Genomic DNA, 24,127 nt, shown 5'->3' with positions numbered 1-24,127 from the left:
CATAACTCAATCGGGATCGACCCAGCCGCCGGGGGGCGCAAAGTCTGCCATCGTATACGGCCCCCAGGTTCCGGGCTTGTAGGAAAGGGGGACGGTTTTCTTATCCAGTACTGGCTCAACGATCTTCCAGGCCAGTTCCGCTGCGTCTTGTCGGGTAAAAAGATGACGATCGCCAGCCATCGCATCGCCTATCAGCCGCTCATAGGGCGCCATATCGCCGATGCCATCGTCAAGCGCCGTTAGCTCAACGGCCTCACCTCGCATCTTTTCGCCAGCCGCCTTGCGTCGCGCCCCAATGCCGATCGTAATATCCGGACCAAGGCGAAAGCGGATATAGTTAGCGGCCTCGTTGGCAATGTCATCGAAAAGTGTAACGGGTGGTCGCCGGAAGCGCACGATCACTTCCGTCGCATGCGCAGGCAGATTTTTTCCGGCACGGATAAAAAAGGGAACACCACTCCAGCGCCATGTCGCAATCCGGAAACGAACCGCAGCGAACGTCTCTGTCGAAGAGGAAGGGTTGACACCGGGTTCATCGGTATAGCCTGCAAACTGTCCACGAACCACATCATCGTCTGACAGGGGAGGAATGGCCTTCAGCACCTGAACTTTCTCATCAACCAGATCGTCAGACGCGCCGGAGGCGGGAGGTTCCATAGTCAGCAACAGAAGCACATTCACCAGGTGATTTTGGATCACATCGCGGAGGCAGCCAACTTCATCATAAAATTTGCCACGTCCTTTAATACCAAAGTCCTCGGCCATAGTAATCTTAACGCTTTCGATATGATCGCGATTCCATATTGGTTCGAGGAAGCTGTTGGCAAAGCGAAAATAAAGGAGATTCTGGATGGCTTCCTTCCCCAAAAAGTGATCGATACGGAAAATCGCGTCCTCATCGAAAACGTTGTGAAGCACGTTGTTCAGCTGTTTTGCCGACGCGAGATCGCGGCCGAACGGCTTTTCCACCATCAGGCGGGCACCTTTCGCGATACCTGCCTCTTGCAGACCTGTGACGACCGTTTCAAACAGCGAGGGGGGAATAGCCAGGTAATAGAGCGGGTGATGATGGTCCCCCAGCGCATCGCGCAATCCATCGAATGTTGACTGAATGCGATAATCGCCGGAAACATAGGACAGCCTGTCCGCCAGCGCAGCAAAGACTGCCTCATCGAACTCATCAACGTGTTTTTCAACCGACTCTTTTGCACGCACAATCAACTGGTCGCGCGTCCAGTCTTCAAACGCCACACCGATAATGGGCGTATTGAGCGTGTTACGCTTCACCATTGCATAGAGTGAAGGGAAGATCATTTTATAGGCAAGATCGCCCGTGACACCGAACACTACCAGTACGTCTGATCGTTGCTGCACCATCGCTGTATCCCTCCGCTTTAGCGGTTTTTTTCCAGATGGCCACCGAAGGCGTGCCGCATGGCTGAAAGAACTTTTTCAGCAAACAGTGCTTCACCACGAGAAGAGAAACGCCCGAAGAGAGCAGACGCGAGAACCGGCGCGGGAACGCCCGTTTCCACCGCTGTCTGCAGTGTCCAGCGGCCTTCACCGGAATCTGACACACGACCATCATAGTTTTTAAGGTGCGGGTCCTGCTTCAACGCCTCGGCGGTCAAATCCAGCAGCCAGGAACCGATAACCGAGCCATGTCGCCATACCTCCGCAACGGCGGGAAGATTAATGTCAAAACGGTAATATTCAGGATGGGACAGAGGCGCGGTTTCCGCATCTGCCTCCCGTTCGCCGTTTCCGGCATTCGCGGCTTTCAGTATATTCAGGCCTTCGGCATAGGCGGCCATCACACCATATTCAATGCCATTATGTACCATCTTGACGAAGTGTCCGGCGCCCGCCGGCCCACAATGAAGATAGCCTCTCGGCGCTGTGCCTACGGCCGCATCTTCCTCAATGTGCTGACCGGCACCGGGCGCGAGCGACGCAAAAATCGGATCCAGACGCTTCACAGCCGCCTGCGGGCCACCGATCATAAGGGAATAGCCACGTTCCAGGCCCCACACGCCACCCGATGTACCGACGTCGATATAGTCGATCCCAAGGGGGGAAAACTCTCCAGAGAGATCGATCGCTTCACGATAAAAGGAGTTGCCCCCGTCAATGATGGCGTCGCCTTTATTCAGCTTTGATGCGAAATCCCGCGCAATCTTCGGTGTGATCGCGGCAGGCAGCATGAGCCAGACCGCGCGAGGCGCCGCCAGTTTAGCAATAAGATCGGCTGGCGACGACGCGCCGGTTGCCCCCTCTTTAACCAGTGCGTCAACGTTATCGGCGTTCACGTCGAAGACCACGCAATCATGGCCCTGTTTAAGAAGACGACGAACCATGTTTGCGCCCATACGGCCGAGTCCTACCATTCCAATCTGCATATCATTCCTCTCTGTCAATGCGCATTTGATTTTCCGGTTCATTCACAACCTGAACGGTGAAGTCGGTGTGTTCCCAGTTTTCAACATCAGCCCAGTAGAAGGTGAAGACAACGCGGGTTCCTGCGTCCTCATGCTGTAAAGGCAGGTCCACATAGTATGTGCCAAGTCCGGAAGGGATCGCCGGGCTGTCAGAGACGGTCGTCCAGTTATCTGTGCTCCAGTGCACCAGTGCGTTTGCTTCCGTTTCCAACCTCAGTTGCTTCCCGACAGGAACAGAAGACAGGCGGTTGTTAAAGCGCCATATGCGCAAGTGCGATGCGGTTTTATTCCGGATATAGCGCTCGACGCCCTGCGGTGGCATATCGAAGACCGCGCCATCGCGGAGCGACCGCACGAGTTTAATATGCTCGGAATGCGCCCAGACAAGTGGCATGGCGCTCCCGGCTGGCTGGCCGAAGAACAACTCCCTTTCAGGAATATCGGGCCCGTCCCAGGTCTGTTCCGGTAACAACCCGCCCGGACCTGCCGACTTCTCCAGCGTGGATAAGAGCGCCTCCGCGACCTCGCGCCTGCCCGCTGCCAGCTCGTAATGCGCGCGTTCGCCCGCCAGCAAGGGCCAGGGACGTCCTTGGCCGATACCATCGAACGGCGCGCCGTCTTCGTGCTCACCATAGCCATCGCCGGTATACCGATACCATAGTGGCCCCTGAGGGAGTTCGACGCGCAGACTGTGGTCGATTGCTTTTACCGTATCCACGATGTGCGGGTCGTCGGCGGCGCGCAGACCAAAACGCACCAATGCCAGGGCATCCGGACTCAGCACATCGGTGGTTGACAGAATCGCCCGATCCGGCGTCTGGTTGCGGATCTCGGTTTCGCCGGATGCGCTTGCTTCATCCGTTGCGCCGGGGGGAGCGATGCGGACGTAGTGACCGGCAATACCAACCGATGCGCAAAAATCGGGCTCTCCGGCAAAGGTCCATTTTTCAATCTGCTCATTCCAGCAGTCGGCGGTTTCGCGCAGATGGTTTGCAGCCACCTCATCGCCGTCTAGCGAAAGCAGGTCCGCGGCGGCAAGAAGAGCGGAGACTTCGACCGCCAGGGTAAACGGGCTGTAGCCCGCGTCTTCCTCCCAGCGATCCTCGCCGGTCGCCGGGCCGTTGGTCAAAATATAGCGGGCCGCACTGCGCAGCATGGGCATAATGTGTTTCAGCGCTTTTTTATCGAGATGACCAAGTCGGTGCAGCATATCGGCTAGCAGAACAGGGAAGGCACACTCATCCATCTGGATACCTGACCAGTATGGTTTTCCATCGAGCCACAGGTTCTGTGGCCAGCGCCCGGAGGGCTCCTGAACGCGTCGGAGATAGTCCAGTATAGCGAGTGCTTCGTTGGCATCGCCGGCTGCCAGGAATCCCCCAGCCGTTTCGACCAGGTCACGCGGCCAGACCAGATGATAGCCTCCCAGATCGTCATCGCCCCTGGAAAATCCCCACGGAATCGTCAGGCTCGCGACAACGGCACCGGGGCAATCGGCTGCTTTATGCGAGGCCAGAACTGCGGTTGACACCCGGTATATATTCACACCGTTTCGCTCGGGTTGATCGAGTGGAATGAGCGTGTTCTGCCATGCTTGCCAGTTACTGATGTAGTGCTTGCGGGCTTTGTCAAAACCTGCTTTCAGACTGGCGGTTGCCGCCGCTGCAGCTTCGGATTCCGTCTGGCCGAACCCGATTGCCAGCGTGGCTTCACGGCAGGCACTTGTGAATGCCAGCTCACCGGCAAGGGCGACATTGCCATCGTCCGCGCGCTGATACGAGTTCGCGATGCGCCCGTATTTTTTCAGCTGTTGCCAGCCGTCTGACGTGCCGACAAAGCCCACGCTCATTGCCGTCCAGGGTATATCGCAGACGAGCGCTAAGTAACGAGAGCGACCCGTGGCGAAAAGCACGGGCCTGTCTTCAAATTCACTGATCCATGCGGTGTTCATTTGCCCGGCGTTCACCAGATGGGGAGCGAGCAGGGCGGTGATCTTGTAATCCGCAACATCCCCCTTTAGCGCGGTGAAACGGATGCGTTGGAGGACACAGTCACGGGCAGGATCCGTGATGATATCTTTTTCGAGCCGGTAGCGACCATCCCGGGCCGTGTTAACGATCGAAAAGGCCGGAATGCCTGGCGAGACCGTATGGGTTACTGTTGAGCAATCGCGCTTTTCTTCTGAAAAATAACCTTCAGGGGCGGTGATGATGAACCCAAAATCGCGGGTGCAGGCGCTGTCAACGCGCGGATAATAAATTTCGTTGAGAATGCCGTGGCTTAAGGTGAACCAGACGCGGGAATCAGGTGAAAGGGCGTTACCAATTCCGCTCTTGGCACTCGATGTCCAGCGGGCTTCAATCCCTGGCTTTCCCGGCGCTACGTCAATGATGGCGCGCTGTTGTTGGGCGTCCTCGCTTGCGCACATTTGCAACGGTAGGGCGTCGTTGTCAGAATTTGACATATTCAGAATACCTTGGCTGTGTGCAGAAAAAATCTTAACCACGAAGATGCGGATAACATCCTGACTTATCGCGGGCAAGAGTGAAATATTTCTATACCAAAGCAACTTGGTTAAACTTAAAATCTTGTGATTTTAGTATCGAACCTAATAGGGTTATAGCCGCTGTAACATTTCCGGTCAACTCTCTGAAAAGTTTCAATACACATGAAAGTGTAAAAAATAAAATTTTTTTAGCGGTTAAGGATTACGGCTGAGTTAATTATTACCCGGGCCTGACGCTCTGGGGCCAACTGCATGGCAAACAATCAGTTTTTTATTTGACAGCTTTCACCAGGATATGGCTCCGGGAAAGCGTTATATAGACGTGACAGAATCTTTACGGGAGGATGGCTTGCTGTGTGCCTGTACACCCCCGACCTCAGTTTGCGTGGTGTTTATTTCGCTGAAGGTTGAGAATAAGTGCGTAATCGCTTCCACATCAAATCCAGAGGCCGGAAGTTTATTTTCACGCTCAGCATTCAGAGCGATTAAGAATGCGCAGCTTCAACATTGCAGAGACAGAATTTCGTGCATGAGCTTTGATTCCAGGTGCTAAATGATGCATCCTGACGTCAATATCATTCAGATCCACTAAGCGGGAAAGCCTGAAGCAATAATCGGGGAGGCAATGCATTCGGAACAGGGAAGTAACGAATTACAAGAGCAGGGGAAATGCTGACTTGTGGCATCGTTAATCGTATACCTTACTATTAACCTATTTTGTACCAGAATCAGATGCTCCTTTAAAACATCAGCGTTATTCACCAAATTAAATATGTCCTGTATTTTGGAAGATTCAACAGTTTTAACCTTTCACAATTTGGCACTCAATAATTTCAATCCATACTACGAATAAATTTTCACACTTTTGACGTGCTCGAATTTGGTGGAACTCATGAGGCACTTGCCTGTAAATCATGCGTACACGGCGTGGGCAATTTTTATGACCTCCGCATATTTTAATCCCGTCCATACAGGTGCAGTTCTTAGTGTGACGCCTTACTCTTTATCTGACCGCTCCCGCTTTGGCTGCCCGCTCATAGCAGATCCAGATGGATTTTGCGATAACCATAGACACATCCCGATTCCAGCCAGAACTGTTTAATCCTTCATGTCAGTCTCAGGTCTGCCTGATGGCGTTGTGAATGCGGCTGCTGAAGTCAGGCGTAAAAGCCACTGGGATACACATCCAGAACCCGACAGAGCAGACGAACAGGCCAGCAACAGATGTTATCACGGATAAAGGCGTACTTCAGTCGGACAGCTTTGCGAAGTACGCCGCGGCTTTTTTTAATATGTCCCGTTCGTCGGTAACCCGCTTCAGCTCTTTATGGAGACGGCGGATCCCGGCCTGAGCATCTGACTGTTCTTTATGAAGGGAAGAATTCGGACCGTACTTCTTTACCTAGGCGTAAAGGCTGTGGGTAGTGATATCAAGACGTGTTGCAACGCTGGAAACAGAATAACCACGATCAACAACCTGTTTGACTGCTTCAATTTTAAACTCTTCGGGATAACGCTTACCGCTCATGTGCACCTCTCTTTTAAGTCATCTTAAATGACTCTGAGGTGTCTGATAAACTCGTGGCGATTCATTTTTACCATGATGCTTAACCTTAACGTAGCAGCAAAACATTAAAAAAGTCGGTTAAAGCTGGACGACTAACAGACTAAATGTGACAAATGACTTTCTTTTGACATTACTGACGCATTCATCGACTGTCTACTACAATCAGTTTAACTCTCGGAGGTGGAGAATGTTTAAGGATATTGGTCCCGGTCCAGTAGTCTTTTAACCCACACCCTGTTTAGCCAGGAGGAGTTTCAAAAGTCTGTAACCCTCCTTGTAGCTTTGCAATCTGCCTTAGCTTGAAATTTGTCTATTTTGTTAATGCGGGTGCTGACGTCGACGGTCAGAATTTTCACAAGGTTTTTCTTCATCCGGTTTGTTATACAAAAATCTCTGATTGTGGGTGCCAGAAAAGCCAGGAGTGCTGCAACCACCGCGTCTAAATCTTTGGGATCATTCATCAGTGAAGCCTGTTCTGGTAACATTTTATAAGTCTGTCCTCTTGGAAGAATATTGAGTTTTAAGTGCGTATAACATTAATTATGTTAAATATCAATTGGTTGCAGTGTTTTTTACTGTCCCGCTGCTTATCTGCGTTCCAACCTGTTCTGCAAATAGAACTGTGAGCTTGTCCGATGATTCTGCATGGACAGAATCAAGCCAAGTCATTCGCTTCTTTAATTCGATTTAAGATGCTCATCAGCAAATCACGGAAATTTGTGAAAGAATCATAAACCTCGTCAATTGCAATCCTGTCTCTGATCTCCCAGGAATTAGCTGGAATGTTATATACATACCAGTCAGTCCCTGACGTGCCGATCCATATAAACCCTCTGTTTCCTTCTTCAGCACTCTCTGTTCCTGATAACTCAGCGTTGTACTCAGACAGGCCATTATTTTCATCACCATGGCTCGTCAGCCCAAAGATCGAATGACCGTCAATGCTGAAGCCATCAACACCGGCGACAAATTCCAGGTATTGTGACCAGAAACTCTGCAGCTCAGCTTTCAAGTCTCCAGTGATCCCCTCAACAGGTTTGGGTGCCTTAAAAGGTGGATGCACGGGATAACCGAGTTTTTGAGCCAAATCCACAGTGTTATTAATTACACATGACATTTCAGTGTTGAGCATGACATTGTCTCCCTATGGGTAAATCACACCTTTTGGTACGGGCCATAAAACTTCAGTAGGACCACCTGACGCGATGGATCGCGAAATGCGCTGCTGAGTAGTTGTAAACATGGCATGTTCTGGTGATTTACTGATTAATACCAAATTACTGAAGTCATTCGTTCCACTGTCATCAAGAGGAAGCTTATGGTGCACATCCCAGTTAACGGGGTTATTTCCCTTCGCCATTCGGGTAAGGTCATCCGTGCTTAACCGGCTTTTCACGTCAGGGTTGTCAGAAATTTCCTTCAGAAAAGATTTTCGCACCTTGTCGAACTGGTTACGTAAAACCATTCGTTCAGCCGCTGGCCGTTTGATGTAATCCATTTTTACCACATCAATGTTACTCAGCAGATTTTTCTCGCCTTTATAAGTGCCCAGATAATTTTTGAGCTTCTCGAGCTCTGCGATCGACGTCGGATGAACAGCAGCGCGACCCATGGCCAGTATTGAACTCAGTGCTATAAGAGAGCCTGCAGTCTGCTGATTCAGCACTTCACTGAAACCTGCAGCAGCATCTCCTCCCAGCTTTCGGGCGGTGTCGGCATACATTTCAGGATTCTGATTATAAATCGCTCCCGCAGCCAGAAGACGACCAGCCGCTTTGCTGTTTATGGTACCAAACGTTTCGGGTTTTTTTGTCGTCTGTGCATACTGATTAGGTGATGTCACATACGATCTTGTCATAAACGTTGTTGGCCTTGGTTTTCCGTTCTTATACTGGTTCGCTCTGCGCTGCACTGACTTACAAAATTCCGTAATGATGCGTTCTGCACCATTAGAGTTATAAACCCAGGCTCTTTTGCAGATGAGATTGCCTTCGCCATTGATATAGAAAAGCTCCCCCGGTAAGGAAAACCGATCCAACATCACGATTTCGCCAGTCTGAAGTAAATGGAGAAACCTTTTCTCTTCATGTTGTCTCTGCGCAGGCGGCTGGTCTCTGTAATTTATTTCACCTCTCCTGCGAATGATCGCAGTGCGGTTGAGAACATCAGCCGCTGGCTGAGACTTCAGCACTGTGGACCGGAAGATGTTCATGTGGTGATGGAGGCCACCGGTGTCTATCACGAGCGGCTGGCCACTGCCCTGCACGATGCGGGTTTTTATTTGTCTCTGGCCAACCCTCACCGCAGCCGGGAGTTTGCCCGTGGCATGGGGATTATGACCAAAACGGACAAAGTGGATGCGTATATGCTCGCCTGTTACGCGCTGCTGAAAAAACCGCACCGCTGGGAGCCGCCCGCAGCGGATATCAGGCATCTCAGCGCACTTCTGCGTCGGCGGGATGTAATACTCGCTGACGCCGTGCGGGAGGAAAACAGGCTTGAAAAATATCAGTCTACCGACACGCCTGCAGACGTCATCAGTTCATGCATCAGGATGGCTCAACTGTTACGCGAAGAGGTAAAAAAAATCGAACGGCAGATAAAGGCGCATATTAAGGCCAGTCCTGACCTTAAACGGGATTATGCGCTGCTTACGTCTATTAAATCTGTCGGGCCCCAACTGGGGATGAACATGCTGGTTGTGCTCCGCAGCCATCACTTTGAATCAGCAGACCAGGCGGCGGCTTTTCTGGGCGTGGTGCCAGTCGGGAAGCGTTCCGGTACCTCGGTCCGGGGACGTCCACGCATGTCTAAAATCGGCCCGCCTCAGCTGAGAGCCAAACTTTACATGTCAGCCCTGTGCGGAAAGATTCATAACAAACGTATGCGTAACATTTACGAGGAAATGTGCCTGCGGGGAAAACCCAAGATGGTGGCCATTGGTGCACTGATGCGAAAAATGGTTCACTGGTGTTATGGCGTCCTGAAGACGGGAACGGCTTTTTGTGACGGAGGCCCGCGTGCTGCGCTGAATTCCTGACTCAGGTTGAGTTGACACTTTACCGACTGAAGCGCTCATGAGGGCAACCGGGCGTAGTCCGCTATGAGCGAGGAACGGACTTTTGCAATGAAACGAAAACATCAGAATGGATAGGCCCGCTGAATGAATACCCACGTCCACGCGCAACTCAAAAGTAGTAGGCCTGTGTCTTCTCCGATGAATGCCGGATCGGTGCTGTCTATGTTCTTTTCACCGTCGTGGCTGTTCGCAGGGTAATTGAGCCGCTGTGCACACGGCCCGACTACTGGTTCTGGATGGGGATATTTAAGCGGCGGCCCCGGAAAGGATTTCCTGTCTTGCTCGGCCAGTTGTCGGCGGCTTTAACCATATAACCTTATTACTCACTATCTGATGAAAAAGTATGTTACTCCCTTATTCATAATGAGTGCTGGTAACCCGTATTCATGCTCTGCTGCCTGGTAAATAAATACCCATTCTGGCAGCTCTTTACTTAGCTTTTGCAAAACGCGCAGACGTTTTCGGGCAAGCTCTGGCGTATTAAAGACATCTCCGCGGGACAGCGCACTGACATCCAGCGAGCTAGCCCCCATTACACCACTGAACAGGTAACGTTTTCCGTCTGAATTGCGTGTCAGGAATGATGGCGTTTCATATATTCCCGAAATGCCACTCTGCCTCATGGTATAACCACAGTCTGGTCTGTTTACCATTGATCTGTATTCATCTACACAGCCCAGACCCTCATCAGTAAAACTCACCCCAATATAGACAGTTTTACCTGTATTTTTACCTTTGAAAAATGTGTCAATAATACTGTTGTAACCTCCTTCCATAATCTTATCAGTGCTTCCCATCTCCACGTTCCTGAACGCCGTTTCGGTAGCCTTTCTCATTGTATCAATGTACATGCGCATAGCCGACTCCTGGTCTGAGGCCAGCTCATGAGGAAGCCAGGCAATCAATCCCGAGCGCTCCCAATCTTCTGATGCGAAACCTGCATGTGGATATACAGTTATAAACTTCGGAGATCAAGATTACTCAGGTTATAGGGAGAACTATCATCTGGAGCTCCCCAGTAATAGAGTTTATTGCCGGAAAGCTTCAGATCTTCTGACGAAACATCCTTGTCTTTCCAGGGATCCTGCTTGGATGCTACAAAGACATTCCAGGCATAGCTGTGGGATGGTTCATATTTGAATCTTCCGTTAACGGCATCATTCGTCAGCAGGCATCCTGACAGTGTAATTGCTACAGATAATAGGGTAAAAAACCGGATAGATTTTTTCATTGTGACGCTCTATTCATCGAAAAATATTTTAATCACTACACCAAGAGGCAGTTTGTATATAGATAATTATTGTACGTCAACACCTGAGTTGTGATAGGGGTGTCAGCTCAGATTGGCGGTCAGTTATGAGTGAAGAGCGAACGTTAAGGTCTCTTCACAACAGTGGGGTTATACAGGATCAGGTTTTAGGCCACTCATACAGTATTTGCAGAACTTATGTAATGCAATGGGTTGAATTTAAAGATGAATTATCATTATAAGTAAACCTGGTATTTCGTATTACAAGAGGGGTTTCCATTAAATTTTATTGGGAATTTATGAAAATAAAGAGCATGATTTTAATCACTCTTTTGCGCCCTTTTCCAAACTTCCTTCACAGAAGCTCTCCATGCGAACCATCCCAAAGGAAGATCAGCTAAAGTATTTAGAGATAAATCCAGGTTAATAACGCTTTCGAGGCTTACCAGAACGGCATCCTCTTCATTTAGTGCTTTTGGATGATTAATATGGAATTGCCAACATCCATCCTCGCTATCGTGACAAACATAAGATATTCATCCCCCTGAAGAAAATATTTTTCTATTCGCTATAACTGCTGTATTGGGTTGGTCATCAAACTGCCACATTAAATCGGCCATTAATTGCTTCCTTCTTTGCAAAAGTTAAGCATTTTTTCTTATAAAACATGAGAATAAATCCTGCCCTACTCCCCTTTGATTAATACACCGACATCCTAGCAACGTACGCTCCTGTCACAAAGCAGACAAAGAAGTGAAAAAACAGATAAGCGTATCTCAGGGAGCGAGAGGAAAAATTGTAGTTAACAATTTACTGTTTCTACAATCACAGTTTACACATCTAGGTACACTTCAGACTCAAGTCGGCATGATTTCTTCCGAAACTGTCTACGAAGGTAAGCACTGACTTACTTAATATTCAAAAAACCGGAGCAAATCATGACTATTTCACAGCGCCTTTTTTTAACTTTCTCACTACTGGCGATATCACTGATTACCATCGTTACGGCCTCCGTATCCGTGGTTACAGGATTCCAGACCCGTTTTCAGTATGTGCAGGAAAATACCATTCCTTCCATAACTGACATTGATGATCTGATTAACAGCAGCAACATGCTTATTATCTGGCTTTACCGTCATCAGAGTTCAAAAAGCCTCACCCAGCAGGCACAGTTTGAAAAAGAAATAAACGAGCGCATTGACAAGTTGATTACAAATACCCGCCACTATCTAGAAGAGGACGTCTCTAACGAGGCTGATCGGCAGATGACGGAGGGGGAACTGGCCAAAATTCAGGAAATCAGGGCCAGGTTACCGGTTTTTCTTGCCGGCTCCAGAGCGCAGAATGATGACGTCGCCCTGCCCGCTATTCAGGGTAATGACGGTGTAGGCGCCACGACCCGCAGCCTGATTGCCGATTATCTGAAACAACGTCAGTTTAACGTTGACATCGGCAATGCTTATAACATCCAGAATAACCGCACCTATTACCAGACCCTGTGGGCACTCATTGCTGGCTCTGCTGCAGCCATTATGATACTGGGCTTCTTCACGGTCAGAACCATTCTGTCTATTCGCCGACATCTTAACGGAATGCGCTCGGTAATGGAGAGAGCCAGTGAACATCTGGATTTGACCCTCAGGGCAGACGACTCACGCCGGGATGAGATAGGGCTTACTGCAAAGGCGTTTAACCACCTGGTAAGTAACGTTGCCACCTCATTGAATGCGGTGGAGCAGGCAGCACATTCAGTCAGTTCCTCTTCAGGCGAGATAGCCGCAGGCAATGACGATTTGTCCTCCCGGACCGAAGAGCAGGCCGCTTCTCTGGAAGAAACCGCCGCCAGCATGTCCCAGCTCAGCGAAACGGTTCGCCAGACGGCAGAAAACACCCGACTGGCAAGCCAGCTTGCGAAAAATGCCCGTGAGATATCGAATGACAGCTCGGTTAAGGTTCGTACCATGATTGGAACCATGTCTGACATCCGCAGCAGCTCGGCTAAAATTACGGACATCATTTCCCTGATTGAGGGCGTGGCGTTTCAGACCAACATTCTTGCGCTCAATGCGGCGGTCGAAGCAGCGCGTGCTGGCGAGCAGGGGCGTGGTTTTGCGGTGGTGGCTGGCGAGGTCAGAAGCCTGGCGCAACGCTCTTCCGCCTCAGCGCGTGACATCAGGGAGCTGATTGAGTCCTCCATTGCTTTTGTCGAGGCTGGAGCGTCCCAGGCCAGCGATGTTGGTGAAAACATGACGCGCATGGATGATGCGGTACGTCAGGTCACCGACCTGATTGACGAAATTTCTGTTGCCGCGCAAGAGCAGTCTCTGGGAATAGGTCAGGTACATCAGGCGGTCAATCAGATGGATGATGTGACGCAGCAGAATGCCGCGCTGGTCGAAGAGGCCTCTGCCGCTGCTCGTTCACTGACTGAGCAGGCTGAGGCACTGAACGGTCTGGTGGCTGCATTTACGTTTAGTGAGGATGCATCAGTCCGGAAGATCGAAGTAAAACCATACAGCAGCAGTCCTTTAGCGAAGTCGGTGAGATTAACGCCACAGTCAGACATACACCACGGCAGCAACGATAACTGGACGAAGTTCTGATAAAACACACAGCCGCCGGTCACAACCGACGGCTCACCGGACTGTATCCGCGCGGCACTCAAAAAGGAAAGAGAAATGAACACTAATCCTGATTTTTCTGAAAAGCACAGGGAGCTAGTGGTACTTCATGAGCATATCTGCACGATCACGGAACAGATGAGTACTCATAGCTACCCTTCACTTTCGGTATATCTCAACAATCTTGAACATATGAGGCAATACTTTGAAGAGGTATCCCGCATTTATAGCATTGCAGGGTTTGAAAAGTGGTTGAAAGCTGCAGATACTGATTTATTTATCAACATCATGAGCCAGCAGCGTTCATTTGTCCTGCTCGGTAATATGCTGGGTAATCTGAAGCGTCTTTTCTTTACGAGTTAAAGAATATTATTGCTGAAATGGTTTTCGTTAACTAAGCAGTAATTAGATTAAGACGACTCAGTCCCGCAAGTGGGTCCGCCTGCCACTAATCCGGATGAAGTAGAGTGAAGCCAGCAAGGTGAGACAGTAATCACTGGTACTGATTAACTTCTAGATTATCTTTAAATCTGTGAGCCGGTAATGTCAGAGCAGAAGGTTACTCTGGTTTAAGTCCGCATTGAGTTGTGAGTTCAACCGATGGACGCAACACATCGGTCAAAACGCTCTGCGGGTGATTCACAGTCCAGCGTTTTTCTTGGCCTCTCGTTGAGCTGTCTGGCAACACTGTTTAGTCTTTGCTGTCTGTGAACCGATAAGTCAGTTTGACCTGCTCCCCATTATCAACACTAAGTGCTGTTTGCTACTTCCGCTTCTGGCACAAAGCGGACAGGCTGACTGAGATGAAGGTCCGCTTTGAGCGAAAAAGGGAACGTCTGTAGTGTCATTAGGCCTGGAGATTTTGCTTCCATAGCTGTGTATTCGTTGGTCGGGAGCAGATCAATGATTCACCATAATCCGGACTATAATTTTTCTCCGTAAAAAGCTATATTTCTCCAGTTCGTTCTCCCCGTATTATCGCGGCTGCTGACCCGATTAATCTGAGAGAGTGGAACAATGGAAACTAAACGTACTAGAGATTGGCGCAATGCACAGAAGCGACGTAACAAGTCTCGTGATATCCGCAAGACTTTATTGAACTTCCGTGGCGAAAAAAACTGGAAGATGCTTTACACGCGGTCGGATAAATTGTTGCGTGCCGCACAACTCGGGCTTGAGTATCCACGTATTACTAACCAACAGCTTGCCTTGAGAGGTCTGGAAGAGTACTACTATTCTGATGAACGTACTTTTTATATGTAGTCGTAATCAATGGCGAAGCCCCACGGCGGAACAGGTGTTCCGCCGTTATCCATCTCTTGCCGTACTTTCCGCTGGGACTAGCCGGAATGCAAAAAAAAGAGTCTCTGCCGAATTGCTTCAATGGGCAGATGTTGTCTGTGTGATGGAACAGAAGCACAAAAACCGCTTAGTGGCCCAATACGGCAGGATCATCGCATTCAAGCCTCTGCATGTGCTCGATATCGCTGACGAATACCTTTTTATGGCTCCTGAGTTGATAGCAATATTCAAAGATATCGTACCGGGAAAATTGGGACTAACCGATCAAGAAATTGAGAGCCAATAAGCGTTTTATCTTTCTGCTATTTATTTCCCTCTTTATTTTCCAACGTCCGCTTCTGGCACAAAGCGGACATGTTCATCAGGAAAAATCTGCAAAAACTGAAATGCGGGCATTCCAGTCTTCTTCCTGCCTTTAAGACTGAAAAGTAGTGCTTACCGCCTTTCCTTTCGCTGCTCAGCCCGGTTTAACGCTGGCTCAGAAACAGCCATGCGCTCTCCCCGGCTTTTAGGCCTGATACAGTCAGAATGAACATTCTTTAATCGCTGCCGATAGTAATAATTCCGTCATAAAACTAAACGGAAATGTACTACATCGTCCTTCTGCTGCGCAGGAGAGCTTCTGTATCAGCACTGACGTCTCCATACATCAGTGCTGATACCCGACACCAGGGAACCTGTATGAACAACATTAAAATAGGTATAAGACTCAGTGTGGCTTTCGGCTTTATGGCATTGCTTGTGATTATCATGGTGCTGATTGGCGTCCTTAAAATTAACTCGCTCGGCAGTGCGAACGATGACATTTCAGGCAGCCTTTACAGCAAATCTTCCGCCTCCCAGTCTCTGCGCTATCTCACATCAGACATGAGCCGCCTCGCCCGCAATGCAATTCTCCTCAAAGACGAGTCTCAGAGAGAGAAAGCCATCAGTGACTACCGCAGCGAAAGGCATGAGCTTGACGGCCTGCTCGGACTGCTCCGGAAACAGGTGAGCTCACCCACAGGGCTGGAAATCTTTAAGCGTCTCACGGACCGGGCAGACCTCTTCCTGCCTTTCCTTGATGAAGTTGTGGCCCTCGCGAAAAACGGCAGGAGCGACGAAGCCACGCAGCTGCTTTTCGGTCCGCGCTATCAGAGCCAGGGGGAATTCATGGCTTCCCTGAAACAACTGCAGGACCATCAGGAAGCGCGGATGATTAGCGCTGCTGCACAGGCGCGCGCAGACCGTTCGTCAGCACTGATGATACTCATTACCGCAGGTATTGTTGCAGTACTGCTCGCCGCCATATCCGCACTGTTCATTACCCGGAGTATCACACGGCCGCTTACGGAGGCTGTTCAGGCTGCACGTCGCGTGGCCCTGGGTGACCTGAGTGGCGCGGTGCATGCTGGTCATAAAGATGAGACAGGGGTACTGCTGTCAGCCATTCGTGACATGCAGGATTCCCTGATTAATACCGTCAGCCAGGTAAGAAGCAATGCGGAAAGTGTTGCATCGGCCAGCAACCAGATTGCGCAGGGGAACGCTGACCTCTCACAACGAACTGAAGAGCAGGCCAGTGCGCTGGAGCAGACAGCGGCAACCATGACGCAGCTGGCTATGACCGTCAGGAACAATGCGGAAAACGCACGGCAGGCGGGACAACTGGCAGTGGGCGTACGCGATGTGGCGAATAAAGGCAGCGATGCCACCGGAGCCATTACCGGGACCATGAAGACCATCAGCGAAAGCTCCGGCCGTATTGCCGAGATTACCGCCGTGATTGACGGAATCGCATTCCAGACGAATATCCTTGCGCTCAACGCCGCAGTTGAAGCGGCCCGGGCAGGTGAACACGGCCGGGGATTTGCCGTGGTGGCCAGTGAGGTCAGGTCTCTGGCGCAGCGCAGTGCAACAGCTGCCGGTGAAATACGTCAGCTCATTGAGGCAAATGCGCACAGCGTCGAAGAAGGTAACAAACTGGTGGTACACGCTTCTGAAACAATGTCAGGCATCCTCTCTGCGGTCGGAAAGCTGACTGACACCGTGGAGGAAATCACCTCCTCAAGCGCCGAACAGGCCCGTGGTATTGAACAGGTAGGCATTGCTGTAACGGAGATGGACAGCACCACGCAACAGAACGCCTCGCTGGTCGAGGAGTCTGCCTCAGCGGCTGCGAGCCTTAAAGATCAGGCCGGACGGCTTCTCCAGGCCGTATCCGTTTTCAGTCTGGGTAATCAGGTCATTAGGTCTTCTGTTAATGCGGCTTCTGAACCCGTAAGGCAGAAATTCAGTACGCCGGAAACAGGCACCGGCGTAACGAACAAGGACGAAGGCTGGACGCATTTCTGATCGGAGTACCGCGCTGCTGACTGGCGCGGTACGACGTAAAAATCCTGCAGTAAGTCTCGTCAACGTTGGTTTATGAAACAAGTTTCTGGTCTTCATCAGACAGTGTCCGCTTTGAGCGAGGAGCAGACGTTCACAACTATCATCGCCATTGATAAAGCTCTACTCACCTTCCCGTGTGTTAACCGACAGGGAGCAGATCACCGTATTTTACATAGCCCTCCAGCGTTGCATCCGCAACGTCGATTCCGATCACCTCGGAGAACTAATCGACACTACGACCGCGGCGTTTAAATGCTTATTTGAGAATTAGTCGCTAAGCCATGACCATACTTTATATACACCATACCCAACTAAAGCTACGCCTCCCGCGGCAAGCACAACGGGGGCCGCAGCTACTGTAGCTGCTGAAGCTCCAGTTAAGCCAACAATAGTACTCGCTCCACCAGAGAAAGCTGCTGTAGTTAACCCTGCACCACTAGCAACAGACGATATACCGGTCAATGCTGAAGTACCGGATGTCATTGCCCCTGATGCTATAGCTCGCGTAGCAACTTGACGGCTTGCGATGGACGCCGCAGTTCTTAATACCGTGGGGGCTGTTTGAGTTATTTTATAATAGCTGTAAGCATTGAACCCCGCCTGCCCTACAGATACTGCCATAGTCTTCACTGTTTTGACCTGAGCGCTTTCACTAACGCCAGTCACACACCATGTCGCAAAATGCTCACAGTTGTTGTTGAATAAATTATATCCATCCTCACCCAGTCTGGATTTAGCCCTTTTCACAATATCTACATTGGAGTAAACACATTTAGCATCCAGATGTTCGATAATGGCAACTTCGCTCTGGTTCTGATTGAAGTCTTCAAACGAAGTCTCACAGATTTTACCTTTGCTTAACCCACTTGCCAGACCTGAATAGTGGATAACTTTACCACTCCCAATGTAAATACCATGATGAGTATATCCGGTACGTTTGGATGAAAGGTGTGCGCCAAGGGTAAACATCGATTACTCCATTTTCAGCTAATCATATCCGCCGAGTTTATACCCGAAAGTATTGTTTGGAAATCACCAAGCGTTCAAATTATCTTGTAAAGACTTTTCCCCCTTATGACAGGAGAAGTTAAACGAGGTTAATGATGTCCGCGTTGAGCGAGGAACGGACGGATTGCTATTGATTGCACCACAAGGTGATTTAAGCGTCTAATGTGGTTGAAAATCACAGGTCATTAAAGTTAGGTATTTTTTTGCCGATGTAACATGGACATCCATTCACGGAGGAAGGCACATGAGAAGTTTGGTTTTATCTGCGTTGCTTCTATTAACTATAGTTCCAGCTTCGTATGGTCAAGAAAATATTCAGCACAAACAAATTAAACCATATGTGATTAATTTTCTTAAAAAAGTAGCGAGTTCATCGGCAAGTTGTGATTTATTCAAAGATTTTTTAGCAAAAGATCCTTCAAATGAAAGTAATAAGAAAATGATGTTGGGTTTTTGCGATAGCGATATTGATTTTTCAAAGCCAATATCATTCTCCGAAATGAGCACTCATCACTTTGAGGGGGCGAATTATGTGTGCGGAATCATTTCTGGCCGAACAAAAATCAATCAAAAAATAGGTGCTCGGTTTATCTCTGCAGAGCCACAACACTTGATATTAGACGTTAAGTACTCACGCCGTCCGATTGCATACACGATTGATGATAAATCCTTAGTTTATGAGTATCACTTGCAGATGAAGTCATTTAATGAGCTTAACAAAAAATATTGCCAGTGAATGATAATTCAGGCTGATGTTCCGATAAACTGTAAGGTGGTTGTATCCACGCATAACTCATATAGTTTTCAGCAAGTGAGATATACTTCGACTTCCGGCACGGAACGGAACGGAACGGACATGTATGCTCGGCAATGCCAGCAGTGGGCAAGCAGCAGGTTAATTTACAGTGAATGTCTGCGATTCCACTCATCCACCACATCCCCTAAATTTTTTGGGGCATCATTTCTTATACAGACCATAAACGCACGATCAAATCGAAAATCCGGGCTACATTCATCAATCATGAAACGACGAACATTTTGTGTATTTTTGTAATTTTTATCAACGACAGTGGTGCGGGTTAAAGAAGAACTGTGCCAGTCGATCTTCACTTGTTTACTCCTATATAAACAAACGGTATCAGCCTCAAAACTAGCACTATTGATGTGTCCTCTTATGGCACAAAGCGGACAGGCTGACTGAGATAAAGGTCCGCTTTGAGCGAAAAGCGGACATTAGAAGTTATCCAACACTAAATGAAGAATTGCTACTGAGGCAGCGAATTAATTTATAGGGAGCAGGTCACTGAAGAAAAACGCAACCGTAAACAAGCACGGGCAATATCGCGGTTACTAAAACAGTTTAACAAAGCTAATTTCAGGTGGCTTTTAGCTTCCTGACCACCATCCGTATCAGGCCGAACAGAATCGCGGCGTATAAGGTGATAACCGCAAGCAGAGCAAAGAAGGTCACGGGATCGGTGCCAGCCTCATAAACGTCAGCCTGGTAACGGCCAAAAACCAGATGAGAATGGTCAACAATCCACGCCGTCAGCGAATAGAGCGGCATCCCGTAACGCGACATCATAAATGCCACTACGAAGCACAGTGCGAACCCCGCCGCTTTCTTAACGAATTTTGCAGTCTGCAAAGTTGCTGTCTCCCTGAACGTCAACGTAGCCATAGGCCATCAGCCCGTTTCGCGACCCGGGCACGCGGATCTTTTGTGTGCGTAACAGTGCCTGCCTGACCGTGTAAAAGTCAGTGCGCCGCACAAAGGTAATACATCCCTCACTTTCTCCTGAACCGTCCGGCCGCAGAGGGTGCAGGCGAAAACCGCCACGTGCCACGCCGTTGATGAATATCGAGTCAGTCATAGTCTGCGAATTAAACAGCGCAAACCACTCTGAATGGTCTGAGTTATTCCAGAAATCAACAACCCATCCCCTGATCTGGTTTGCGATACTGCCTTCGGGCCGCGGGACAATCCAGTAACGGCCAACCGGAATGGCACTGTTCGGCAGGTAAGCGCAGTTGGGATCGTTGGTGTAGGGTTTCTGGCCAGAAAAGACCGGAAAGTTACCCACGCCGTAGACCTGCAGCTTTGCCTCGCCGCCCCCCTTTGCCAGGTCGTTGTAGCTCATTGTCATCTTCAGCATGAAACGCTCCCTGTAATTTGTCAGGCCGATGCTATCACTCCTGCAGAGCAAAATTAACGATCGGCCTCCGGCTTTGTCACCCAGTATCACCCGTGTCTGCCCTACGTCCGGATTTACCATAACATCCCATCAGTGACGGCTTCCAATATTTAATATAGGAGTTCGTTTGCAACGTCTGTTTTTGGCACAGGGCTGCTGTTGCAGCCCTGACAACCTTAGACTTCAATCGATTCAGAAATCTCTAACGCATCATCGACTTCAATGCCCAGATAACGGACTGTGCTTTCCAGTTTCTTATGACCCAACAGAAGTTGGATCACCCGGAGATTCTTGGTTTTCTTGTAGATCAGGTAAGGTTTTGTTCTTCTCATGGAATGTGTGCTGTAAAGCGAATCTTCGAGACCAAGCTTTTCTACCCACCCATGAAAGATTCGGTTGTATTGCCGGGTTGAAATGTGCTGATTAGTTCCGACCCTAGACCGAAACAAGAAGTCTTTACTATGCAAATTGCTAAGCTGTATCAATGCAGCAACAGCTTCTCTTGTCCCTTTGGTTATCTCAAATTGCACAGGGCTACCGGTTTTCTGTTGCAACACCGTTGCTCTGCTTGAAACAGAGCTACCATATGCAACATCAGATACTTTGAGTTTGACCAGATCACAGCCTCGAAGCTTACTGTCCAGGGCCATGTTGAACAGAGCTAAATCGCGAGTTTTACCTTCCAGTTCAAGTCGGATTCGGATACCCCAGATATGAGATATCTGAAGTGGTCTTTTTTGGCCTATGATACGGTCTTTGTTCCACGGTGACGTATTCATACTCAAATCTCCTGCAATGTGGGAGATTTGAGTATGGTTGTCCCTTATGAGCGAAAAGCGGGCATTAACGCCCAATTAAAGTGTGAAGCACGTATTCACCATACTCAATTTGAATACCTTAATCACTAAATTTGAACCAAACTGAAAATGCCAAGCGTGCTGAGCCATTCTTAAATTGTTTGTTATATTTCAAGCACGACAGAGTCAATAGACAACCTTGAGTTATCAGAAATATCCTCGACAAACTCAGCCCACAAACCTCTCTCGACTCTTCGACTGCAATAATGCGAAGTAGCCCTAATGAAGCCAATAGCGACGTCATACAAATCTTGGATAAATTCTTCTATAATAGCTTCGTTGTTGTCACCGTAGGATAAAAATATAGAGTCACGATAGTTCGCTTTACCACGGTATCTAAATGCCTGAATAAGGAAATTAACTTGTCCTTTTTCTAGTGCGTGATCGCGAACTTCGCGAGCAGCTTTCGTGCGAAAGTTGTCAACACCAAGAGCTTTGAAATCACGAGAAGTTCTCACCCTCTCTTCTGTTTCCCACTTTTTGTAGCCATGAGTCCCCTTTAGATAGGAAACCAGTGCACCATGAGCAGTTTCATTATCATAAGCTCTATCATTCAGGTCGAAACGGTTAACACCTCTATATGCAGCAATCTCGGCATCAGCAGTGTTTGAAACTAAACTAGTTAGAAGAAGATTAAATGGATATGGGATAAGTTCTTTTTCCGCGATATCTGACTGCCAAACTTTTGCTGTGGCTGTATGTGTCTCTTGAATAGAACCAGAAGATGCTGCAACCATCGCGCTAGCGGAAAAATAGATACTGTAATACCAAGAAATAATAGCTGAACGACATATGTCATATTTATCTTCGACATCTTTATTCATACTTTTCAAAGATGACAGATTATGTAAGGCCATCATTGTGTTCTCAAACACAAGCGTATCAGCTTCACGATTGACAGGTCTACGTTGTACCCGAGCATATAAATCATTTAGTTTATCATCGGCACAAGCGCCACCGTTAACGACTTCGGCAAGGGCCCTCATCCAATTTACAGTCCCCTGAAACGCAAACCGGGGCTCTGCCTGATCACCGGCTTCAAATAGCCTGTCTAATAGCCACTTACTCATGATAAACCTTTGGAAATATGCGGTTATTCAGCGGAAAAATCTGTATCTAAACACGGACTTTTCCACGTTTGTAAATTTAATGTGTGGAACACTACATCGCTTTTGTATAACTGACAACAGCTTATAGGTACAGCCGGGAATTGTATTTGTTATAAATACGGATTAATCCACCTAACAAGTGGTGGCGATACCTTGATCCGGACAAGATATTTTTGCAGTGCAACAACGTCTGCAATTGGCACGGAGCGGACGCTAAGATCTCTTCCTTTGTCCGCTATGAGCGAGGAGCAGAAGTTGGCACCTTTGTGGGGTCAGTCCAAAGCTCCCACAAAAGTGATTACAGAAAAAGTTGCAATTCAGTGTTTCAATTGCCCTAAATTCTCTCAAACATTAAAGCTAAGCCAGCGTTCTAACAATCCTGATTTATTCAAAGAAACTGAGTGATCATTTATTTTTTTACCTTCCAAAGAACTTTTAGCAAAGTATGTACAATTAGCTTTGAAATGCACTGTAAGAGCATCAGGCTTGATAGCCATCAATCCAGCGTCAAAAAGACGATGCAAACAAGCAAGCATAAGCACCCCATTAGAAGTGTTATTATTCCCCGTTCCTACTGGCTCAATATGAGCGGCTTCTAACGCTTCTCCGCTATTCGTAATGGCGCAACGATAACCAAAGTTAGCGGCCACACGTTCTTTAAAATCGTTCTGATTGGTACGGGTACGAACAACGCGATCAGCAAACAAAGCTTGCTCAATAGAATCAGCTAGGGTAACAGCGTAGGAGGAATCATTAGCAACAGATGCTATAGGTGCTTCTACAAGCGTTTCTACGGCCTCTGTAATGGTGCTGGCATATTCAGGGGTAATAATCGTTTCTAAAGGACGTACAGGCGTTTCTATAGGAAGTTTATAAGGCTTACAGACACTAAGGAAATCGTGTATCTGTAATGCTGTCATATTCTCTTTAATTGCATCACGTTTAAACGCTTCAACCATTGCAGCACTGTAACCTTTATCTACAAACAATCTGATCCACTTATCACTAAATGGTTCTGGCGTTTTGGCAACAGGAATAGAAAGAACAGGCTCTCCTGGCTCGTTAGCTGGCAATACAGGCAACTCAATGACAATATCTACAGAGTCAATAGGTGCTTCATTTTTTATAATTAACTTAGGTGTACTTACACTAGCATGATGAACATCTTTAGTATGATCTACAAATCCACCAAATGATTTAAAGTCAATTTTGCATTCAATACATGAAATAGGATGTCTTAATAGTGCCGTGTCGATCCGTCTTTGTTCTACTTTAGATAAATTGATCTCATCTTGCTTAACTTTTGCTATGTGCCAGGGATCAGATTTAATCTTTTCCTCATTAAGTAAAGTATTAGATTTAACAATTCTTTTTGTTCTGACTGAAGGAGGTTTTTTATCATTATTGAGTTTATCTAGGGTTGCACTTAAAATAATTTCTTTAGCTTTCTTAGTGGCTTGTTTTTTAGATAAACCAGATACAATAAGGTCTTGTATTAGCTTTGAATAAAGTTGAGGATTATTTTTACGCTTTTGGTTATCTAACTTGCGTTTTTGGTTATATATTTCCATTTGTTCAGGAGTTAAAGCACCTCCCGCACTACGGATATTACCTGATGTAGCTAACGGCTTCTTGCCGTTCATATTCCTTTTTGCTTGCTCTTTACTAACTTTAACTTTAGCAGTAGGAGCTTCTACACCGAAATCATGACGGCTATCATTTTGAGTGCTGATCAGAACCTTTCTAACATCATCGGGAATAGGTTTACCTTCACGGCTTGCTCTACCCCATGCCTTGATAGCTTCTAAGCGTGTCATTTTCAT

The 24,127-nt window shown here is 48.2% G+C and carries 22 protein-coding genes and 2 pseudogenes; 7 read left to right on the top strand and 17 right to left on the bottom strand.

Annotation, left to right across the window (positions count from 1 at the left end; genetic code table 11):
* Nucleotides 1-6 precede the first annotated feature (6 nt).
* The 7 genes and pseudogenes from zwf to GC087_RS22565 form a co-directional block, all read right to left on the bottom strand.
* On the bottom strand, nucleotides 7-1,377 hold the full coding sequence (gene zwf, locus GC087_RS22595) for a glucose-6-phosphate dehydrogenase (protein ID WP_324030715.1): 1,371 nt from the start codon (nucleotides 1,375-1,377) through the stop codon (nucleotides 7-9).
* A gap of 17 nt (nucleotides 1,378-1,394) precedes the next feature.
* Nucleotides 1,395-2,399 carry a phosphogluconate dehydrogenase (NAD(+)-dependent, decarboxylating) gene (gene gnd, locus GC087_RS22590; RefSeq protein WP_058702568.1) on the bottom strand — a complete coding sequence of 335 codons (1,005 nt, stop codon included), beginning with the start codon at nucleotides 2,397-2,399 and terminating at the stop codon, nucleotides 1,395-1,397.
* 1 nt (nucleotide 2,400) lies between these two features.
* Entirely contained in the window at nucleotides 2,401-4,902 is a 2,502-nt protein-coding gene (locus GC087_RS22585) for a glucan 1,4-alpha-glucosidase (RefSeq protein ID WP_324030714.1), read from the bottom strand.
* 1,082 nt (nucleotides 4,903-5,984) lie between these two features.
* Nucleotides 5,985-6,472: pseudogene (locus GC087_RS22580) on the bottom strand (transposase); the annotation flags it as partial.
* 293 nt (nucleotides 6,473-6,765) lie between these two features.
* Nucleotides 6,766-6,972 (bottom strand): hypothetical protein, encoded by a 207-nt coding sequence (locus GC087_RS22575; RefSeq protein ID WP_324030713.1) that lies wholly within the window; start codon nucleotides 6,970-6,972, stop codon nucleotides 6,766-6,768.
* A gap of 194 nt (nucleotides 6,973-7,166) precedes the next feature.
* Nucleotides 7,167-7,643, bottom strand: a complete 477-nt coding sequence (locus GC087_RS22570) for a YrhA family protein (protein ID WP_324030712.1) — start codon at nucleotides 7,641-7,643, stop codon at nucleotides 7,167-7,169.
* Nucleotides 7,644-7,655: 12 nt separating this feature from the next.
* Nucleotides 7,656-8,552 (bottom strand): HNH endonuclease signature motif containing protein, encoded by an 897-nt coding sequence (locus GC087_RS22565; RefSeq protein ID WP_324030711.1) that lies wholly within the window; start codon nucleotides 8,550-8,552, stop codon nucleotides 7,656-7,658.
* A gap of 45 nt (nucleotides 8,553-8,597) precedes the next feature.
* Between GC087_RS22565 and GC087_RS22560 the strand changes: the two genes are divergently transcribed.
* Nucleotides 8,598-9,551, top strand: coding sequence for an IS110 family RNA-guided transposase (locus tag GC087_RS22560; protein WP_324030745.1), 954 nt, complete (start codon nucleotides 8,598-8,600; stop codon nucleotides 9,549-9,551).
* A gap of 365 nt (nucleotides 9,552-9,916) precedes the next feature.
* Here the strand turns inward: GC087_RS22560 and GC087_RS22555 are convergent, their stop codons facing one another.
* Both GC087_RS22555 and GC087_RS22550 read right to left on the bottom strand, forming a co-directional pair.
* On the bottom strand, nucleotides 9,917-10,447 hold the full coding sequence (locus GC087_RS22555; RefSeq protein ID WP_324030710.1) for a hypothetical protein: 531 nt from the start codon (nucleotides 10,445-10,447) through the stop codon (nucleotides 9,917-9,919).
* A gap of 98 nt (nucleotides 10,448-10,545) precedes the next feature.
* The gene (locus tag GC087_RS22550) at nucleotides 10,546-10,821 is read right to left on the bottom strand and encodes a hypothetical protein (RefSeq protein WP_324030709.1); all 276 of its coding nucleotides are present in this window, start codon (nucleotides 10,819-10,821) and stop codon (nucleotides 10,546-10,548) included.
* Nucleotides 10,822-11,777: 956 nt separating this feature from the next.
* Here GC087_RS22550 and GC087_RS22545 point away from each other — a divergent pair.
* Together GC087_RS22545 and GC087_RS22540 are read left to right on the top strand one after the other, a co-directional pair.
* The gene (locus GC087_RS22545) at nucleotides 11,778-13,442 is read left to right on the top strand and encodes a methyl-accepting chemotaxis protein (protein ID WP_324030708.1); all 1,665 of its coding nucleotides are present in this window, start codon (nucleotides 11,778-11,780) and stop codon (nucleotides 13,440-13,442) included.
* Between the two features lie 75 nt (nucleotides 13,443-13,517).
* Complete coding sequence (locus GC087_RS22540) at nucleotides 13,518-13,823, top strand: hypothetical protein (protein WP_324030707.1); 306 nt, start codon at nucleotides 13,518-13,520, stop codon at nucleotides 13,821-13,823.
* Between the two features lie 230 nt (nucleotides 13,824-14,053).
* On the opposite strand, the pseudogene GC087_RS22535 reads toward GC087_RS22540, so the two are convergent.
* Nucleotides 14,054-14,185 (bottom strand): annotated as a pseudogene (locus GC087_RS22535) (IS30 family transposase); the annotation flags it as partial.
* 292 nt (nucleotides 14,186-14,477) lie between these two features.
* Here GC087_RS22535 and GC087_RS22530 point away from each other — a divergent pair.
* The 3 genes from GC087_RS22530 (at nucleotide 14,478) to GC087_RS22520 (ending at nucleotide 17,096) form a co-directional block, all read left to right on the top strand.
* A complete protein-coding gene (locus GC087_RS22530) occupies nucleotides 14,478-14,723 on the top strand; it encodes a hypothetical protein (RefSeq protein ID WP_324030706.1) in 246 nt (81 codons plus the stop codon).
* The gene (locus GC087_RS22525) at nucleotides 14,701-15,048 is read left to right on the top strand and encodes a low molecular weight protein tyrosine phosphatase family protein (protein WP_324030705.1); all 348 of its coding nucleotides are present in this window, start codon (nucleotides 14,701-14,703) and stop codon (nucleotides 15,046-15,048) included. Before GC087_RS22530 ends, GC087_RS22525 begins: the two co-directional genes overlap by 23 nt.
* A gap of 395 nt (nucleotides 15,049-15,443) precedes the next feature.
* Nucleotides 15,444-17,096 carry a methyl-accepting chemotaxis protein gene (locus GC087_RS22520; protein WP_324030704.1) on the top strand — a complete coding sequence of 551 codons (1,653 nt, stop codon included), beginning with the start codon at nucleotides 15,444-15,446 and terminating at the stop codon, nucleotides 17,094-17,096.
* 306 nt (nucleotides 17,097-17,402) lie between these two features.
* Here GC087_RS22520 and GC087_RS22515 read toward each other — a convergent pair whose 3' ends face one another.
* A complete protein-coding gene (locus GC087_RS22515; RefSeq protein ID WP_324030703.1) occupies nucleotides 17,403-18,104 on the bottom strand; it encodes a lecithin retinol acyltransferase family protein in 702 nt (233 codons plus the stop codon).
* 283 nt (nucleotides 18,105-18,387) lie between these two features.
* Between GC087_RS22515 and GC087_RS22510 the strand changes: the two genes are divergently transcribed.
* Nucleotides 18,388-18,879 carry a hypothetical protein gene (locus GC087_RS22510; protein WP_324030702.1) on the top strand — a complete coding sequence of 164 codons (492 nt, stop codon included), beginning with the start codon at nucleotides 18,388-18,390 and terminating at the stop codon, nucleotides 18,877-18,879.
* Nucleotides 18,880-19,043: 164 nt separating this feature from the next.
* On the opposite strand, the gene GC087_RS22505 is transcribed toward GC087_RS22510, so the two are convergent.
* The 6 genes from GC087_RS22505 to GC087_RS22480 all read right to left on the bottom strand — a co-directional run bounded on the left by GC087_RS22505 (nucleotide 19,044) and on the right by GC087_RS22480 (nucleotide 24,127).
* Nucleotides 19,044-19,253, bottom strand: coding sequence for a DUF6434 domain-containing protein (locus GC087_RS22505; RefSeq protein WP_072006680.1), 210 nt, complete (start codon nucleotides 19,251-19,253; stop codon nucleotides 19,044-19,046).
* Between the two features lie 265 nt (nucleotides 19,254-19,518).
* Entirely contained in the window at nucleotides 19,519-19,791 is a 273-nt protein-coding gene (locus GC087_RS22500; protein ID WP_058702416.1) for a hypothetical protein, read from the bottom strand.
* Nucleotides 19,769-20,299, bottom strand: coding sequence for a DUF2778 domain-containing protein (locus GC087_RS22495; protein ID WP_058702417.1), 531 nt, complete (start codon nucleotides 20,297-20,299; stop codon nucleotides 19,769-19,771). Before GC087_RS22495 ends, GC087_RS22500 begins: the two co-directional genes overlap by 23 nt.
* A gap of 215 nt (nucleotides 20,300-20,514) precedes the next feature.
* Nucleotides 20,515-21,117, bottom strand: coding sequence for a tyrosine-type recombinase/integrase (locus tag GC087_RS22490; protein WP_182270621.1), 603 nt, complete (start codon nucleotides 21,115-21,117; stop codon nucleotides 20,515-20,517).
* A 182-nt stretch (nucleotides 21,118-21,299) separates the two neighbouring features.
* A complete protein-coding gene (locus GC087_RS22485) occupies nucleotides 21,300-22,265 on the bottom strand; it encodes a hypothetical protein (protein ID WP_324030701.1) in 966 nt (321 codons plus the stop codon).
* Nucleotides 22,266-22,648: 383 nt separating this feature from the next.
* Complete coding sequence (locus GC087_RS22480; RefSeq protein WP_324030700.1) at nucleotides 22,649-24,127, bottom strand: HNH endonuclease; 1,479 nt, start codon at nucleotides 24,125-24,127, stop codon at nucleotides 22,649-22,651.

It is taken from the genome of Pantoea sp. JZ2, assembly GCF_035191405.1.
Lineage (GTDB): Bacteria > Pseudomonadota > Gammaproteobacteria > Enterobacterales > Enterobacteriaceae > Pantoea > Pantoea stewartii.
This window is presented reverse-complemented; position numbering and strand designations above follow the sequence as displayed.

What these genes read in the sequence shown, in the direction of transcription:
- GC087_RS22565 (WP_324030711.1), bottom strand. Translation starts at nt 8,552, where the DNA reads ATGTTGGATCGGTTTTCCTTACCGGGGGAGCTTTTCTATATCAATGGC.
- GC087_RS22560 (WP_324030745.1), top strand. Translation starts at nt 8,598, where the DNA reads ATGTTGTCTCTGCGCAGGCGGCTGGTCTCTGTAATTTATTTCACCTCT.
- GC087_RS22480 (WP_324030700.1), bottom strand. Translation starts at nt 24,127, where the DNA reads ATGAAAATGACACGCTTAGAAGCTATCAAGGCATGGGGTAGAGCAAGC.
- GC087_RS22485 (WP_324030701.1), bottom strand. Translation starts at nt 22,265, where the DNA reads ATGAGTAAGTGGCTATTAGACAGGCTATTTGAAGCCGGTGATCAGGCA.
- GC087_RS22550 (WP_324030709.1), bottom strand. Translation starts at nt 10,821, where the DNA reads ATGAAAAAATCTATCCGGTTTTTTACCCTATTATCTGTAGCAATTACA.
- GC087_RS22585 (WP_324030714.1), bottom strand. Translation starts at nt 4,902, where the DNA reads ATGTCAAATTCTGACAACGACGCCCTACCGTTGCAAATGTGCGCAAGC.
- zwf (WP_324030715.1), bottom strand. Translation starts at nt 1,377, where the DNA reads ATGGTGCAGCAACGATCAGACGTACTGGTAGTGTTCGGTGTCACGGGC.
- GC087_RS22510 (WP_324030702.1), top strand. Translation starts at nt 18,388, where the DNA reads ATGAGAAGTTTGGTTTTATCTGCGTTGCTTCTATTAACTATAGTTCCA.
- GC087_RS22490 (WP_182270621.1), bottom strand. Translation starts at nt 21,117, where the DNA reads ATGAATACGTCACCGTGGAACAAAGACCGTATCATAGGCCAAAAAAGA.
- gnd (WP_058702568.1), bottom strand. Translation starts at nt 2,399, where the DNA reads ATGCAGATTGGAATGGTAGGACTCGGCCGTATGGGCGCAAACATGGTT.
- GC087_RS22555 (WP_324030710.1), bottom strand. Translation starts at nt 10,447, where the DNA reads ATGCGCATGTACATTGATACAATGAGAAAGGCTACCGAAACGGCGTTC.
- GC087_RS22540 (WP_324030707.1), top strand. Translation starts at nt 13,518, where the DNA reads ATGAACACTAATCCTGATTTTTCTGAAAAGCACAGGGAGCTAGTGGTA.
- GC087_RS22545 (WP_324030708.1), top strand. Translation starts at nt 11,778, where the DNA reads ATGACTATTTCACAGCGCCTTTTTTTAACTTTCTCACTACTGGCGATA.
- GC087_RS22495 (WP_058702417.1), bottom strand. Translation starts at nt 20,299, where the DNA reads ATGCTGAAGATGACAATGAGCTACAACGACCTGGCAAAGGGGGGCGGC.
- GC087_RS22530 (WP_324030706.1), top strand. Translation starts at nt 14,478, where the DNA reads ATGGAAACTAAACGTACTAGAGATTGGCGCAATGCACAGAAGCGACGT.
- GC087_RS22570 (WP_324030712.1), bottom strand. Translation starts at nt 7,643, where the DNA reads ATGCTCAACACTGAAATGTCATGTGTAATTAATAACACTGTGGATTTG.
- GC087_RS22520 (WP_324030704.1), top strand. Translation starts at nt 15,444, where the DNA reads ATGAACAACATTAAAATAGGTATAAGACTCAGTGTGGCTTTCGGCTTT.
- GC087_RS22575 (WP_324030713.1), bottom strand. Translation starts at nt 6,972, where the DNA reads ATGAATGATCCCAAAGATTTAGACGCGGTGGTTGCAGCACTCCTGGCT.
- GC087_RS22525 (WP_324030705.1), top strand. Translation starts at nt 14,701, where the DNA reads ATGAACGTACTTTTTATATGTAGTCGTAATCAATGGCGAAGCCCCACG.
- GC087_RS22515 (WP_324030703.1), bottom strand. Translation starts at nt 18,104, where the DNA reads ATGTTTACCCTTGGCGCACACCTTTCATCCAAACGTACCGGATATACT.